The sequence below is a fragment of the Maridesulfovibrio spiralis (SeqCode) genome (genome assembly GCF_048571135.1).
Taxonomy (GTDB): Bacteria; Desulfobacterota; Desulfovibrionia; order Desulfovibrionales; family Desulfovibrionaceae; genus Maridesulfovibrio; species Maridesulfovibrio spiralis.
This window is the reverse complement of sequence record NZ_CP182344.1, coordinates 67,509-81,074: the sequence shown is the minus strand read 5'-3', so window position 1 is coordinate 81,074 and position 13,566 is coordinate 67,509. Positions and strand designations below refer to the sequence as shown.

General features: G+C 43.3%; 15 protein-coding genes and 1 CRISPR repeat array (1 of these 16 cut by a window edge). Of the genes, 12 read left to right on the top strand and 3 right to left on the bottom strand.

All coding sequences use genetic code 11. The annotated features are described in order from the left end of the window. Positions 1-20: 20 nt before the first annotated feature. Positions 21-1,208, top strand: coding sequence for a tyrosine-type recombinase/integrase (locus ACNI29_RS00400; RefSeq protein WP_419780221.1), 1,188 nt, complete (start codon positions 21-23; stop codon positions 1,206-1,208). Here the strand turns inward: ACNI29_RS00400 and ACNI29_RS00395 are convergent. The 3 genes from ACNI29_RS00395 to ACNI29_RS00385 form a co-directional block, all read right to left on the bottom strand. After that, positions 1,205-1,435, bottom strand: coding sequence for a hypothetical protein (locus ACNI29_RS00395; RefSeq protein ID WP_319779044.1), 231 nt, complete (start codon positions 1,433-1,435; stop codon positions 1,205-1,207). The two genes, ACNI29_RS00400 and ACNI29_RS00395, sit on opposite strands and share 4 nt — an antisense overlap. 11 nt (positions 1,436-1,446) lie before the next feature. Continuing rightward, positions 1,447-1,887, bottom strand: coding sequence for a phage regulatory CII family protein (locus tag ACNI29_RS00390; protein ID WP_419780220.1), 441 nt, complete (start codon positions 1,885-1,887; stop codon positions 1,447-1,449). Between the two features lie 83 nt (positions 1,888-1,970). Next, entirely contained in the window at positions 1,971-2,249 is a 279-nt protein-coding gene (locus ACNI29_RS00385; RefSeq protein WP_419780219.1) for an XRE family transcriptional regulator, read from the bottom strand. A gap of 122 nt (positions 2,250-2,371) precedes the next feature. On the opposite strand from ACNI29_RS00385, the gene ACNI29_RS00380 reads away from it, so the two are divergent. The 11 genes from ACNI29_RS00380 to cas2 all read left to right on the top strand — a co-directional run bounded on the left by ACNI29_RS00380 (position 2,372) and on the right by cas2 (position 12,470). Next, positions 2,372-2,773: a helix-turn-helix domain-containing protein gene (locus ACNI29_RS00380; RefSeq protein ID WP_419780218.1), complete on the top strand. Its 402-nt coding sequence runs from the start codon at positions 2,372-2,374 to the stop codon at positions 2,771-2,773. A gap of 122 nt (positions 2,774-2,895) precedes the next feature. Then, positions 2,896-3,747 carry a nuclease-related domain-containing protein gene (locus ACNI29_RS00375; protein WP_419780217.1) on the top strand — a complete coding sequence of 284 codons (852 nt, stop codon included), beginning with the start codon at positions 2,896-2,898 and terminating at the stop codon, positions 3,745-3,747. A 1-nt stretch (position 3,748) separates the two neighbouring features. Continuing rightward, the gene (locus ACNI29_RS00370) at positions 3,749-3,982 is read left to right on the top strand and encodes a hypothetical protein (RefSeq protein WP_419780216.1); all 234 of its coding nucleotides are present in this window, start codon (positions 3,749-3,751) and stop codon (positions 3,980-3,982) included. Between the two features lie 181 nt (positions 3,983-4,163). Beyond that, positions 4,164-5,276, top strand: a complete 1,113-nt coding sequence (locus tag ACNI29_RS00365; RefSeq protein WP_419780215.1) for a Card1-like endonuclease domain-containing protein — start codon at positions 4,164-4,166, stop codon at positions 5,274-5,276. A gap of 90 nt (positions 5,277-5,366) precedes the next feature. Further along, positions 5,367-6,623: a type III-B CRISPR module RAMP protein Cmr1 gene (gene cmr1 / locus ACNI29_RS00360; RefSeq protein WP_419780214.1), complete on the top strand. Its 1,257-nt coding sequence runs from the start codon at positions 5,367-5,369 to the stop codon at positions 6,621-6,623. Then, entirely contained in the window at positions 6,620-8,473 is a 1,854-nt protein-coding gene (gene cas10 / locus ACNI29_RS00355) for a type III-B CRISPR-associated protein Cas10/Cmr2 (RefSeq protein ID WP_419780213.1), read from the top strand. The genes cmr1 and cas10 overlap by 4 nt, the downstream gene beginning before the upstream one ends. Beyond that, on the top strand, positions 8,466-9,686 hold the full coding sequence (locus ACNI29_RS00350) for a type III-B CRISPR module-associated Cmr3 family protein (RefSeq protein WP_419780212.1): 1,221 nt from the start codon (positions 8,466-8,468) through the stop codon (positions 9,684-9,686). Before cas10 ends, ACNI29_RS00350 begins: the two co-directional genes overlap by 8 nt. A 3-nt stretch (positions 9,687-9,689) precedes the next feature. Beyond that, a complete protein-coding gene (cmr4, locus tag ACNI29_RS00345; protein ID WP_419780211.1) occupies positions 9,690-10,625 on the top strand; it encodes a type III-B CRISPR module RAMP protein Cmr4 in 936 nt (311 codons plus the stop codon). After that, positions 10,618-11,019, top strand: a complete 402-nt coding sequence (gene cmr5, locus ACNI29_RS00340; RefSeq protein ID WP_419780210.1) for a type III-B CRISPR module-associated protein Cmr5 — start codon at positions 10,618-10,620, stop codon at positions 11,017-11,019. The genes cmr4 and cmr5 overlap by 8 nt, the downstream gene beginning before the upstream one ends. 3 nt (positions 11,020-11,022) lie before the next feature. Continuing rightward, the gene (gene cmr6 / locus ACNI29_RS00335) at positions 11,023-12,066 is read left to right on the top strand and encodes a type III-B CRISPR module RAMP protein Cmr6 (RefSeq protein ID WP_419780209.1); all 1,044 of its coding nucleotides are present in this window, start codon (positions 11,023-11,025) and stop codon (positions 12,064-12,066) included. Positions 12,067-12,185: 119 nt separating this feature from the next. Then, a complete protein-coding gene (cas2, locus tag ACNI29_RS00330; RefSeq protein ID WP_419780208.1) occupies positions 12,186-12,470 on the top strand; it encodes a CRISPR-associated endonuclease Cas2 in 285 nt (94 codons plus the stop codon). Between the two features lie 282 nt (positions 12,471-12,752). Further along, a CRISPR array of direct repeats spans positions 12,753-13,566; the repeat unit is 35 nt; unit sequence GTCTAAATGGGCTTCGCCAATTGAGGCATTAAGAC; it runs 558 nt beyond the window's last position.

Here is a 13,566-nt window from a genome sequence, read left to right as displayed (position 1 = left end):
GGGACAGGAGTGGGACAGATATGGCAGCAGGAAAATTTGAAGCCAGCAAGTATACCGGAGTGAGATTCCGGTGTCACAAAACACGCAGGCATGGCGTACAGCCCGATAAATACTATGTGATCAGATATAAGGTCAATGGCCGGCTCAGGGAAGAAGGGCTTGGCTGGGCATCGCAGGGATGGTCTCCGGCTAAGGCACATAAAATTCGCTCTGAGATTACCGCCAACATCAAGCTTGGAGTCGGTCCTCAATCCCTTGAGGATTTCAGGGCAATCAAAGCTGAAGAGGAACGGGTAAAGATTGTTACGCAGCAGGCTCGTAAAATCTTCTCTGAAGCTGGTGAAATCTATATCAACGATTACGCCAGAAACAATAAGAAAAGTTGGAAGCATGACCGTACGCGATTCAAAATGCACCTCTTGCCAGTTCTCGGTAAGATTGCGCTTGATGACCTGACCTTTCAGCATATCGAAGACCTTAAAGTCACTGTTGCTGGAAAAGGGCTTGCGAAGGCTACCATTGGGCAATGTCTCGCCCTTACCCGTCAGATTTGTAATTATTCCATTCAAAGAGGATGGCTGAACGGAGCTAATCCGGTCAAGGGCGTTAAGTTTCCGAGGCTTAACAACCGCAGGCTTCGTTACTGCTCTGTTGAAGAGGAGATTGCTTTTTTCAAGCTGGCTGCTGAGCGTGGGTACACTGACAGCCATGATATCTGCCTGCTCAGTCTTTACACTGGCATGCGCATGGGAGAAATTTTCGCGCTCACCAGACAGGACATTGATCTGGTTGAGAACAGAATCATTATTAAAGGTGAAGCTGGAGCTGATGACGGACCCAAGTCTGGTGTCAGCAGGGTTGCCTACATCACTGAAAAGATAGGGCCGATGCTTGCAGGAAGAGTCGCCGAGCTGAAGAGCATGGAAGCTTTGCTGTTTCCCAAGCCTTCCGGGGAAGCACGAAGAGAAATCGGGCAAAACTTTAAAACCCTGATCAAACACCTCGGATGGAATGATGGTGTCTCTGACCGGCGTTTGCGTTTTTGTGCTCATTGTTTCCGTCATACTTTTGCTTCCCGACTTGTTGCCAAGGGTGTTCCGCTTCCTGTTGTAAAAAAAATGATGGGCCATGCCACTATCCAGACCACTATGCGTTACACTCATACTCATGATGAACAGTGCCGTAACGCAGCTCAACTTCTTCTTTAGACCAGAGGTTCAGATTCTTTGATGAACCAGTCCACAAATTGTTCACGGGAATAAAACACTTTACGGCCACGTTTAAAGCGTCCTTCAATAGGACCTGTTCCCTGGCAATCCATCATGCGCATGGTTTTGGCCTTGATGAGCCCGCCTGTGTGTTCTTCAACGCCTTTTCTGCAAAGTATCGGGGGCAGGGTTTTAATAAGGTGTTCCCGCAGTTCTTCACGTGTCATTTTTAACTCCATTAATTATGAGGTTTAAAACTATCGTTAATATCAAGGCCGCAGAGTAGCTCCTGAATAGCTGTCATAGCCTCTTGCCCTTCTTTACGGATAAGTTTCTTGCTTTCGTCTTTCAGTTCGCCGCGTTCAATGGCTTCGCCATATACGGCAATAAGTTCACCAAATTCCTTTACAGCTTTGACTAAGGAGGCATTCGAACAGCTTTCTTCGGGGATTTTTATAAAAAGTCCGTTCATTTCAGCAGCAAGAAGGTGCATGGGAGAATCGGAGCCGCAAGCTTTCATTAAAGGAACGAGAAGTTCTGCGCCAAGTTTGTGGCTAGCGTTTTCGTAGTTCAACTCATTGAGGAGAACATGATGTTTCTTCCCTACTTCGGCTGCTACCGCTCTAGTTCCTATGTCTGAGTGAATAACCATCTTGCGGACTGCTTGCGTCAGCTTCATGAGAAGACTCCTGAAATTTATACCATGCTTAACGTGACCATGAACGTAGATAGACGTAATTTGGGCTTATTGAGATCTGTAATTTAATCGATTTTGCGTTTAGGACCGGGCTTTTCTGTGCTGCGTGCCGGGAGAATTTCTTCGGGCATTTCGTATTCGTCCCGTAAAATATCTATATATTTCTGAGGACATTCACCGCTGCGGATAATGCAGGAAACACGAGAAGGGGTGAGTTCGAATCGTTCCGCAAGCACGACATTGGTTATCCCATTTTTCTCCATCCACGCACGGCGCAGAAAATGGTCGGGAATAGATTCAGTTGTATAGGGGGCTTGCGCTGAGTCTTTAGTTTGGTTAATCATTTACAGAACCTCAATCAGTTGAAGGTTATTTTGATTTAATGTGTGTTGTTGAGTTAAGAAATAATGTAAAATTTAGGCGGTAGTCAACTAATTTTTACATAAAAAATTGGTAGAAATTATAGATGTCCAGTATTGTTCAAAGATTTATGATGGTTAAAGAAACTTTAGGGCTTACTAAAGCGAAGTTCTGCAAAGATATTGAAGTTTCTGTTGCCACCTTTGACAATTATTTCAATGGCAAGGGAATACCAAAAGCGATTTTCCTAGCCAATATTTGTGAAAAATTTCGCGTCGACGGTACATGGCTCCTGACAGGAAAGGGTGAGATGTTCATCAAAGAAGACACTGTTATGGGTAATGAGCTCACCAAGATGACTAAAGAACTACTGGTTGTAGAGAGGTCAATGGGCAAGGCAGCAAGGATCGCCAAGCTCGAGGCCATGAAAGCAGTCATTGAGGGCGAAATCGAAGCTGAAAAAAATATGCGACCCATAGAAGGCGACGATCGAGCTGCGAATGGATAGAGCGTAATTCTGATTGGCCCACATTTATTAAAGGTATGTGGGTCAATTTTTTTTAGCTAACTATGGTGTTATTTGGGGAATTGAGTTTTGGTTTGAGTATTTGAATATTCGAGGGTGGAGTTTTGTCGGATTTATCAATTTTAGTGCTGATAGTAGTCTTAGCTCTTATTTATTGGTTTTTGAGGCCCAAGAAGAAAAGCTCTGAGTCTCCAATAGAGAGAAGGCTCCTCCCTAGGAAAACGAAAGAAACCAGCACCCCTGATAAGCCGAAAGAGCCTCTTTTTAAAGAGAACCCGAATTCAGCAACTTTGCTCCGTTCTGCTGAATACATCCAGCGACTGCGTAGGTTTAATAATCTTTGCTATAAAAATCTGAACGGCCAGGATCGGATAAACCATTATGGTGAAGAGGGAGAGCTGATAGTACTCGGCCACTGTGAGCTTGTAGGCAAGTCTGCTGTATATAGTAATGTTGGCTTGATTCATAATACCGGTGAAAAGTGCGAACTGGATATTCTTGCCCTTTGTAAACATGGCCTTGTTCATGTTGAGGTTAAGAATTTTTCAGGCTGTTATTGCCCGGCAGAAGATTGTACTTGTTACCGACCGGAGAAGTGGCAGAAGGAATGGAATGGCCAGACCAACGTTCTTCGGTCTCCGGTTATTCAGGCTGAAAGGTCCAGAGAAATTCTTGGCGATGCTTTGCCCGTCATCATTGATGAATCCCTTCCAATATTTTCTGTAATCGTTTTCACCAATGGAACCTTTAAACTCTCCAGAGTTGCTGAGGATCGTATGGTTATGTGCTCGGCAGATACTTTTCAGGAAGTTTTTGATGAGTTCGTTAATGGTAGGAATCCTAAGTTTTCAGAAAAGATTGATCCGGTTGTTGCGGCGCGATTTATGGGAGAGATGAAAGGCAGTGGGCTTTATCCGTCTTTTTATGCTCCAGAAACTTTTAGGTGTTACAGGTAGAATGATGATTAAGATATGGGAATGGCGTAAAGCGAAAGGGCTTAGCGACAAGCATGAGGACATGGAAATCTATAAGCAGGGCTTTGAAAAGACTTTGGTTGAAGGGATGTTTCATGAAGTAAAAGTCGCTTCTGATTCGGAATGGGTAGAAATTTCATTTTGTAAGCCAAAGGATCTTATTGGTAGTGATGAAGATCTTTGGGGTGGAAGTGGGCAATTTACTGAGGTGCTGTAGTTGCTCCAAAACGCGTGGTTGTGGCGGAGAGCAAAGAATGAGGTTTGCTTGTGTTTGATTTGATTAATTATTGTCAAAAATTGATCTGACTGTTAATAGGGGTAGCTGGTCTATGTTTGAATGGCTTACTTATAGTTAGTGAGTGTTTACTGTATGTTAATCTTTCTAATTTTATAAATGTATGATGCATTATATTGCTATTTGTTCTCATGATCTTGTCTGTTTGATCCCCCCTTTCTATTTAGATGATTTTAATATCACAAAATGCACTTTGCTTTTGCATGAAGATAATCGGCAATATGCCGTTTGGTTTAAGCAATTTGTTGATAACACTGATTCTCAGTATTCTGAGATGGTATTGTCTGAGTATAAATATGATAAAAGCATAAAGAATTTGCAAAAAATTTTCGAACAAATTGACGATGAAGAGCACGTTTTATTAAATACTTATGGTGCCCAACCTATGCTGTTGGATGCCATTTCAGAGTGTACTGCATCTAAAGAGAATGTTCAGCTTTGTTATATCGATATTGAGGATAATAAAGTTGTTTTCCTGGGTTCTAAAGATAATGAAAATCTTCCATCCTGCTTAAGTATTTCTGACTTTTTGACCTGCCAAGGGTATTCAATTGTTGCCCGTAAAGATCCTTCAGATGATAAAGAATTTAGTTATAATTCTGCATGTGTACAAATAGTAAACAATTTTGAAGGTATATATAAAGGTATTCCTAAGATTAATTATCTTGCTTCTAGTGCACAAGGATCTCTTACAAGCAGCTATTCATCTCCAGATACAAGTGGATCGCACCTAGGAGTGCTCTTATCTATTTTACAAGGTGCTAATCTTATCTCCTGTACAAATGGAAAAATTTCATTTGCAAATGAAGAAGCTCGTTTTTTCGCAAATGGGGGATGGCTGGAACAATATGTTCAGTTGACTTTAGATAGACTGTATAGAGAAGGTATGATTTCTGATTATGCAGTAAATCTTGAGATTGTTTCTTCTATTGGAGTGCGTAATGAAATAGATGCTGCATTCACTGCTAAAAATAAATTTTTCGTCATTGAATGTAAAACTATTCGCTGGCAAAGCAATAGCGACAGGAGCATGCCTGTTTACAAGCTTAAAAGCATAATGACTGACATTGGTGGATTGAATGCAAGGGGGGTTTTGGTTTCGGCTTTTGATGTGGATCAAAAACGATGTGAGGAATATGAAATGATGTCAATTCAGCATGCAAAGATTATTAATCTTGAGGATAATCTACGGCAATTGGTTGCAAAGATAAAATAATTCAAGGAGATTTTTGGTGTGATTTTATGTGTTAGTGGGATTTAGCTAATTTCTTTTAATGATAGTACCTTAAAGTCATTTGGAGGGGTAATGCGAGACGCTTTGCTTGATGATTTGCCTGAGTTTGAAAAGACTGAAAGTGAAATAATAACAAAAGAATATAGGTTTTCATTGATAACCCCCATGTTTGGTGGTGATTCTGACTCATGGGAGCTTAATCTTGAAGCTCCAGTTCGTGCGCAGTCTATTAAAGGACAGCTCCGCTTCTGGTGGCGGACCATGCAGAATGAGACTGACCCTGTAAAGCTTCTTGAATTGGAGAATGCTTTGTGGGGAGGTAAGTCCGGTAAGGATAAAGATGGAAATTATGTCAGGCGTAAGTCCAGAGTTCAGATTGCTGTTGTTAAACAAATCGTAGAGTCAGTTGATAAAGCGAAATTAAATGCTAAAAGAAGTGCTTTGGTACAAGGTGCAATCCCTACATACTTATCTTTTCCGGTGTTGGATACAGTTAAAAAAGAGAAAGAAGTTCATTATATAACTGGGGCAAAATTTACATTATGTGTGTCTTTCCCAGAAAAATATAAAGATGTCGTACTCAATACTTTGAAGTTATGGACTCTTTTTGGAGGTGTTGGGGCTAGAACTAGACGGGGGTGCGGTTCTATTTATTGTAGAGAACTTTTAGGTGAATTTTTATCCTCAGCTGATATTAAAAAATTTATTTCCCAGTGGGATGGAACAGGTCCTATTGCTGGGAGTTATTGCCAAATTGTTGATTCGATAATTGCATGCTCTGAATCCTTTGGTGATGGGGCTGCTGAGAGTTGGGATAGATTGATAGCTAAATATAGCCAGTTTAGGCAAAGCAGGAATAGTTATCGCAGCCGTTCACACTGGCCTGAACCGGATGCCATACGTAGAGTTATGGATTTTTGGTCAAATGACCATGAACCAAAACATGAAGATGGCGTTTGGTTTCCTCGCGCGGCATTTGGTTTGCCGATCATAACTAAATTTAATCAAAAAGGTCGTGGTAAAGGCGATCCTTATGAAGCCCAATTGCTTCCTTGTAATGGAAATCGTTGGCCGTCTCCGGTAATCATTAAGGCTATAAAACTTTCGTCTTGTATTTTGAACGTAGTTCTAGTTTTGAACCAACAATTTCCAGATCGATTGGAGCTTTACTGCACAAAAGAAGAAGGAGGTTCTTCCGAGACGATGGAAGTTCCTGTTACTGTTCATCCCGAAAATCATTCAGGTAAAATGATGCGTCAGTATAATAACTTGAACGGAAAGACTGTTTACGAAGGTCTTTTCGAAGCATTGGGAGTTACAGTTATATGAGTGATACTCTTCTCCTAATCAGCATCGGTCCGGTACAGGACTTCATCGCATCTGCCCGTAAACTGCGGGATTTGTGGTTCGGTTCTATGATGCTTTCGGAATTTTCAAAGACTGTTGCCCGGACTCTGGTAGAGAATGATGCCGAGCTTATTTTCCCGGCTCTAGAAAATGAACAGGATAATATCAGCATTGAGAATATTGATAATTCTCAGGTTTTGAAAGAATTAGCTAAAAATTCTCCGCTAATTGTAGCTAACAAGATTTTAGCTGCGGTTGAAAGCCCTGAACAGGCTGATAAACTTCAGAAGGCAGCAAAAAAAGCATGGCGAGAACATTTTGATAATTTTGCTGATTCTATCAGGAATGTGTTGAGAGAGAAAAACATCTCGATCGATAGAGAGCTGTTTGCAGCCGAACTGAAAGATTACGGTGAGTTCTATGCTGCATGGACTTCCATTGATAATGCTGAATCGTATCAGGATGCCCGCAGCAGAGTTGAGAGCCTGCTTGCATCGCGCAAGAATTTCAGGTCCTTTTCCGCGCCCGAATGGGACGGTTCCGGACTTCATAAGAATAGCCTTGATGGCATGCGTGAGAATGTTTTTACTGGTGAGCCTGAAGAAATTACGGGCCTTCTTAAAAAGCATGAAAAGCTCGATGCAATCGGATGCATCAAGCGATTCGGATTTCTGGCCAACGAAATAGAAAAAAAACATTTTTTTGATCTGGCTGAGATAGCTCTTGTCCCGTGGTTTTCGGGAAGTGAGAATGAAGGCGGAAAAGAGAATGACCAAGAATCAGCTAAAAAGGATTTGGTCAAAAAATTTCAGAACCAGTTCCCAAAGAAGGCACTGTTAAGTTTTGGAAAGCGCAATCGTCATGAGTTGATGGATTTATCTATCGGAGCGGAGAACTTTTTTCTTGATCGCGCTGAAATTGAAAAAAAATATCCCGATGAAGCTAAAGGCATCTGGAATTGTAGAGAAGAGATGATTAAAAAATGCGGTAAACCGTGTCAGTATTCTGTGATTATGGTCGGTGACGGTGACCGCATGGGAAAGATGATCGATTCCATTCCGAATAAGGATATGCACAAGACGTTCAGTAGAAAATTAAGCGAATTTTCCAAGAATGTGTCTTCCAAGGTTGAGGATGCGGGCGGTTCGCTTATCTATGCCGGTGGTGATGATGTAATGGCTTATCTGCCGCTGCACACTGCTGTGACATGTGCGGACAGTATCAGGCAGATGTTCCACGATGAAATGAAAGAGCTTTGCAATACCATCAAATTGGATGTTCAGCATGCTTCGACGTTTTCCGCTGGTTTGGCGGTTGTTCATTATAAATACCCCCTCGACAAGGCTCTTGATTTGGCGCGGAAAGCTGAGTCCATTGCTAAAGACAGCGGGCGCAATTCCCTTGCCTTGATACAAAGTAAAAGGTCCGGGGCGGACATAACAGTTTGTGGTAAGTGGGATAGCGTGGATGGCCTGCCTGGAATAACGGAACGCTTCGAGGCTATTAAGGATCTGTATCGTTCTGAAGGTAAGGAGCTTCCTTCTAATCTGGGTTATAGTCTGCGGCAGGTGAAATTTGAGACCGGGGGAAATAGCGAAATGCATTTTGTTTCTGGTGATGGTAATGAATTTCGTCCTGCCAATGCTGTGGCAGCTCTCGTGTTGCGAATTTTTAACCAGAAAAATGACGGAGATGTTGAGAAAAATAACCGCTTACGAAAGTTGTTGATCGGTAGAAATGATGTGGATCAACTTTCAAAGGAACTTGTTGTGGGCCGGTTGATTTCAGATGCTGCAAGAATGGTGGAAGGAAAGGGGCAGAACGATGAATAATTACACGATATCAAGTGATGACCTGATTATACTGCGTGATGGCAGGCCGTTCGGTGAGGCTGGAATCTTTGGCGGAACCTCTCTTGATTGGCCTTATCCGCAGACCATTGCGGGGATGGTTCGCTCTGCTGTAGGGTTTAATAGTGACCCGGATTTTTTTAAAAATAAGGCCAATATTCCTAAAATACTGAGTGTCGGGATTTCAAAAATTACTCCTCTGCTGGATTCAGGTCATGATGAGTACTTGCTTCCGATTCCTGCCGACCTGTGTTTTACCGGGCAGGAAGAGCGCCAGGTTCATGTCCTTTCATGTCATCCGTTGCTGGAAGGAGAAGGAACGGATATCCGTTGTGCTCATTGGCTCTACCCCAGCCTTGGAACTGCTGAAAAACCTGAGCCGAAACCAGCTTTTATCCGTCAACAATTCGCGCAGCAATATCTAGACGGGAGCCTTTCTATTTGTACTGAGGTACATGATATTGATGCTGATTTTGTAAGCGGACCTGTGCAGGAAACACGACTCCATAGTGCCATTGATGAGTATACCCACTCTGTTGAAACAGGAAAACTTTTCGCGGAATCAGGGCTATACCTTACTGCGCCAAGGTCATCCGGGGCAGCTGTACAAACAGATGATCGATTGTATGCTGCGCAGAATGAACATGGCGTGCTAGGTGACATAAAAATTGGATTCGAATTATCCGGGCTGGAGGAAGGTATGTCCATGCCCGAGTCCGCATACCTTGGTGGTGAAAGGCGTAGGGTTGCGGTGGAGATGTGTGAATCTGCATTGTATCCCGAAGTTCCAGTCATGGATGGCAATGAGCGGTTTCTTAAATTATTGCTGACCACACACGGAGACTTCGGTTCCTGGGCACCGTACTGGCTTGTTCCTGATGGAGACGAATCAAAGTGTAATTGGGTGTCAGAACCGCGAAGTGGGGTCCGGATAAGGCTGCGTTCTGCGGTTCTTTCTGGATGGGCTCCCATCAGCGGTTGGGATTATGTAAAATTTTGCCCCAAGCCGTTCAGGAAACTGGTTTGCCCAGGTTCTGTTTATCTTGTTGAGCTGGAAGATCCATCTGAGTCGCAGAAGTTTGTTGATTCCTTGTGGGGAGCATCAATCTGCGGTCCTGATTCTCAGTCTGAATTGGATGGTTACGGACAGGTGGTAATTGGCAAGGGTATGCATATTTTTGAAGATAAGGAGTAAATAATGATAAATCTGACTATTGCTATAAGAACTCTTTCTCCGCTTCATTGCGGTATCGGCGTAGGCATGAATGATATTGATCTTCCTGTAGCCAGACATAAGGTCAGCGGACATCCTGTTATCCCCGGATCAACTATCAAGGGTGTGCTCAAGGATGAGTATCTAAAAGGCAAGACTTCGCAGGATATTACTGACCGGGGTGCTGTTAAAGCAATTTTCGGAGATCCAGCTAAAGGCAACTCTTTTGCATCTGCCATATCCATTGAGGACGGTTTACTGGTCGCTCTTCCGGTTCGTTCTTATTTCGGTACTTTCGGTTATCTTGCATCCCCGTATACCCTGCAACAATTGAAAAAGGCACTTGTTCGTTCCGGTGTGAAAGAAGGGCTTCCGGCTCTTCCCGCAGTGAGCGGAATAGACCCGTCCAAGAACAGTTACCGGGTACTTTTGACCAAGGATTCCCTTCTTGTGCAGGGCGGTAATGTTCTGCTTGAAGAAATGGATTTGAGTGTGGAGAAAGGCAGTGCCGATGACTGGGCTGCCTACATTGCCGAATATTTTTGTGAATCAGAAGAAGACAAGGAAGTTTTCATTAAACGTTTTGCTATTGTTGATGATAACGTTCTTAATTTCTTGTGTGACACAGCTTTGCCTGTGGATGCTCGTATAGCCATTGATAAAGATCTCGGCACAGTTAAAAACGGTGCTCTCTGGTACGAAGAAAGTGTGCCTCCGGAAGCCCTGTTCATGTCTGTGGCTGGAATGGATCGATCATACAGAAGTGGAAAAGACGTAAAATCACTTACGGACTCGGAATTGCTTGAGGTCTTTACCGGTAATGAACCGGTGAAGGAGTTATACGTTCAGATGGGCGGCAAGGCGACAACAGGCAAAGGGTTTGTGGCCGTTCGCATTACCAGTGGAGGTTCGGATGCTTAGGGGGCAGAAATATTCGGATCTTGTTTTCAAAGAAGTGGAAGCCGTTTCATTATCGTTGGATGAAAAATATCGGACAAAATACAAGAGCCTGTGCAAGAGAGCCGGGGGAATCTTTCGAACTGTAGGGTTACTGCAATTCATGGCTTTTATCGATGCCAAAGGGCGTAAGGAAAAGCAGTATGCAGACCTTGGTGAACATCTTCGTAGTGAACTATGCATGTTGAATCTTGTCACTAGCTCTAAACTGGAGCCATTTCTGCGTGAACTTCGTCAAGCACAATTGCCTGAGTATATGCATCTTTCCCGCTGTGTACTTGACCTTTTGCAATGGCATAAACGTATATCTGAGATCATGATCGCCGGTGAAGCCGATGAATACGAAGGTGAGGGTTAGAGTATGGCACACAGAGCTGTAAGGGATAATTTCACAGGACGTTTTGACGGCGTTGGACATAACCTTGGACTTAAAATTTGCAAGTTGAACATAAATATAGATCTACCACGTGAGAGAAATGACCGTAACTCAGGGAGTAATAAACCTGAGAACAGGGAAAAAGCTCTGCAACAGATGGCAAATTTTCGGTTCGGGAAGGAATCCGCAAAAGCTTATAAGTTTGCGTTTGAACGTTTGGGCAAGGCTGCACAGGCGCACGGTGATTGTGAAATATTTGAGATCAAGACCAGCACCCGCGTGCTATTGGGAACCGGCAATGCCAGTGTTTTTGAATTCGGGTTTAACTTGAATTACCCGTGGGGTGTTCCGTACATTTCCGGGGCGACCCTCAAGGGAGCGGTATCTTCATATCTTGCCCGCAACGGCGGCAAAGACTGGGAAATCTTTGACGGAGCGGAAAAGAGCAGGTTGCAGGTGGATATGTTCGGCGGCAGGTTGCAGGGTGACAGTAAGTCTTATGTAGGTCTGGTTACATTTCAGGATGCCTGGATGTGCCCGTGGGAACCGAGGGATGGACGTGGCGACTGGTTTGATATGGATATTATTACTCCGCACTATACTGGCTATTACCAAGGAGAATCCGCGCCCACTGGCATGGATAATCCGCTGCCCATCAAAATCGCTGCCCTCTGTCCCGGTTTACGATTTCAGGTGATATTGCAAGGTCCCGATAAACACAGGGAGTTTGTCCGTAGAATATTGTGGAAGCTGCTGGAAGAAGATGGAATAGGCGGAAAGACTGCTGTTGGATATGGGCGATTTGAGTACATAGCTCCTACTAAAACAGGTATGGAGTTGTTTGAGGAATGGTTCGTGGCTCAGAAATTTTCTGCAGCAAATAAGGGGCGGTTTAGCGAAATTATAGAAAGAATGCAGGAGTTGGAAGACGGGTGCCTCCATGATGCAGCTAAACTTGTGGGAACATCTATTAAAAAGAAAATTAGAACACCAAAGCTTAAAGAATATTTGAAGAGTATCGAAGCTTAAAGTTTATCTTTCAGTTTAAGAATTCTTCGTCAATTGAGTTATTTGGATATTGGTTCGAAGTGGACTTGCTTGGTGTAGTTAAGCTACTTTGTTGGTCTACTGAGGATAAATGGATTCTCATGATCTACATTGTCACATACGACATAGAGGACGATAAGATCCGCAGTAAGCTTTCCAAAGTCCTGAAGGGCGTTGGGCAGCGGGTGCAGAAGTCTGTTTTTGAGTGTGAGCTGAGTAAGCGTCAGCTGAAAATATTGCAAAAACAGATTGGGAGAATGTTGCCAAAATCCGGAGAAGACAGTAATGTCAGGATTTATCCACTTTGCATGAAGTGCCACAAAAAGGCATCAGGGGTTGGTAGGGTTACGCAAAGTATCTATTCGAAGCATTATATTGTGATCTGATCCGGCTTGCTTAAGGACGAAAATTGAAAATGATTATCGGCAAATACTTGAGCGATTTCGGATTTGAACCGTGCTTTTTGTAAATGTTCAAGATTCTTGTTAAAAATAGCTGTTTTGTGTAAAATGAAAATTAATCGCTAGCGTAAGTTAGTAATTTCAATGGTTTGAAGCCCATTTTAGGCCGTTTTTTGAGGTGGAAAAAGTCGAAAAAAAGTCCAAATTCAGTCGCCAGCGTTTTTGCCCTTCTTAACCCGCATGGTTAAAGGGCTCCCAGAGGGTGCTGTCTAAATGGGCTTCGCCAATTGAGGCATTAAGACTGGACGCGTCAACATCATAGGAAGCGGTATGGAGTCTAAATGGGCTTCGCCAATTGAGGCATTAAGACCCATAGCCATCACCAGAGCCATAGCCATCGCCAGTCTAAATGGGCTTCGCCAATTGAGGCATTAAGACTTTTTCACCGATCTCCTTTGCCAGCTCCATCCAGGTCTAAATGGGCTTCGCCAATTGAGGCATTAAGACAGGATCAATTTCGCCTGGAGCATAAACTATATCTGGTCTAAATGGGCTTCGCCAATTGAGGCATTAAGACTCGATAACCAGGCCTGATACTGTGAAGTCGTCAGCAGGTCTAAATGGGCTTCGCCAATTGAGGCATTAAGACTTCAATTAGTTCCATTTACTGCACCGTACCTGTTAGTCTAAATGGGCTTCGCCAATTGAGGCATTAAGACAAACCCCAGCATTACCGAAAACCCTAGCATCACCGGAAAGTCTAAATGGGCTTCGCCAATTGAGGCATTAAGACTTTTTATTAAACTGGTTATAACAGCTATTTCCATATGCGTCTAAATGGGCTTCGCCAATTGAGGCATTAAGACCCACTAGTGATTGCATGTGACCACTTGCCACTAGTGTCTAAATGGGCTTCGCCAATTGAGGCATTAAGACTTCTGAAGGATGTTTCCACCCTGTTGGTTAACGGTTTGTCTAAATGGGCTTCGCCAATTGAGGCATTAAGACAGGATATCCGGATTGCCATCTGTAGTGAGAGCAAGTCTAAATGGGCTTCGCCAATTGAGGCATTAAGACTGCA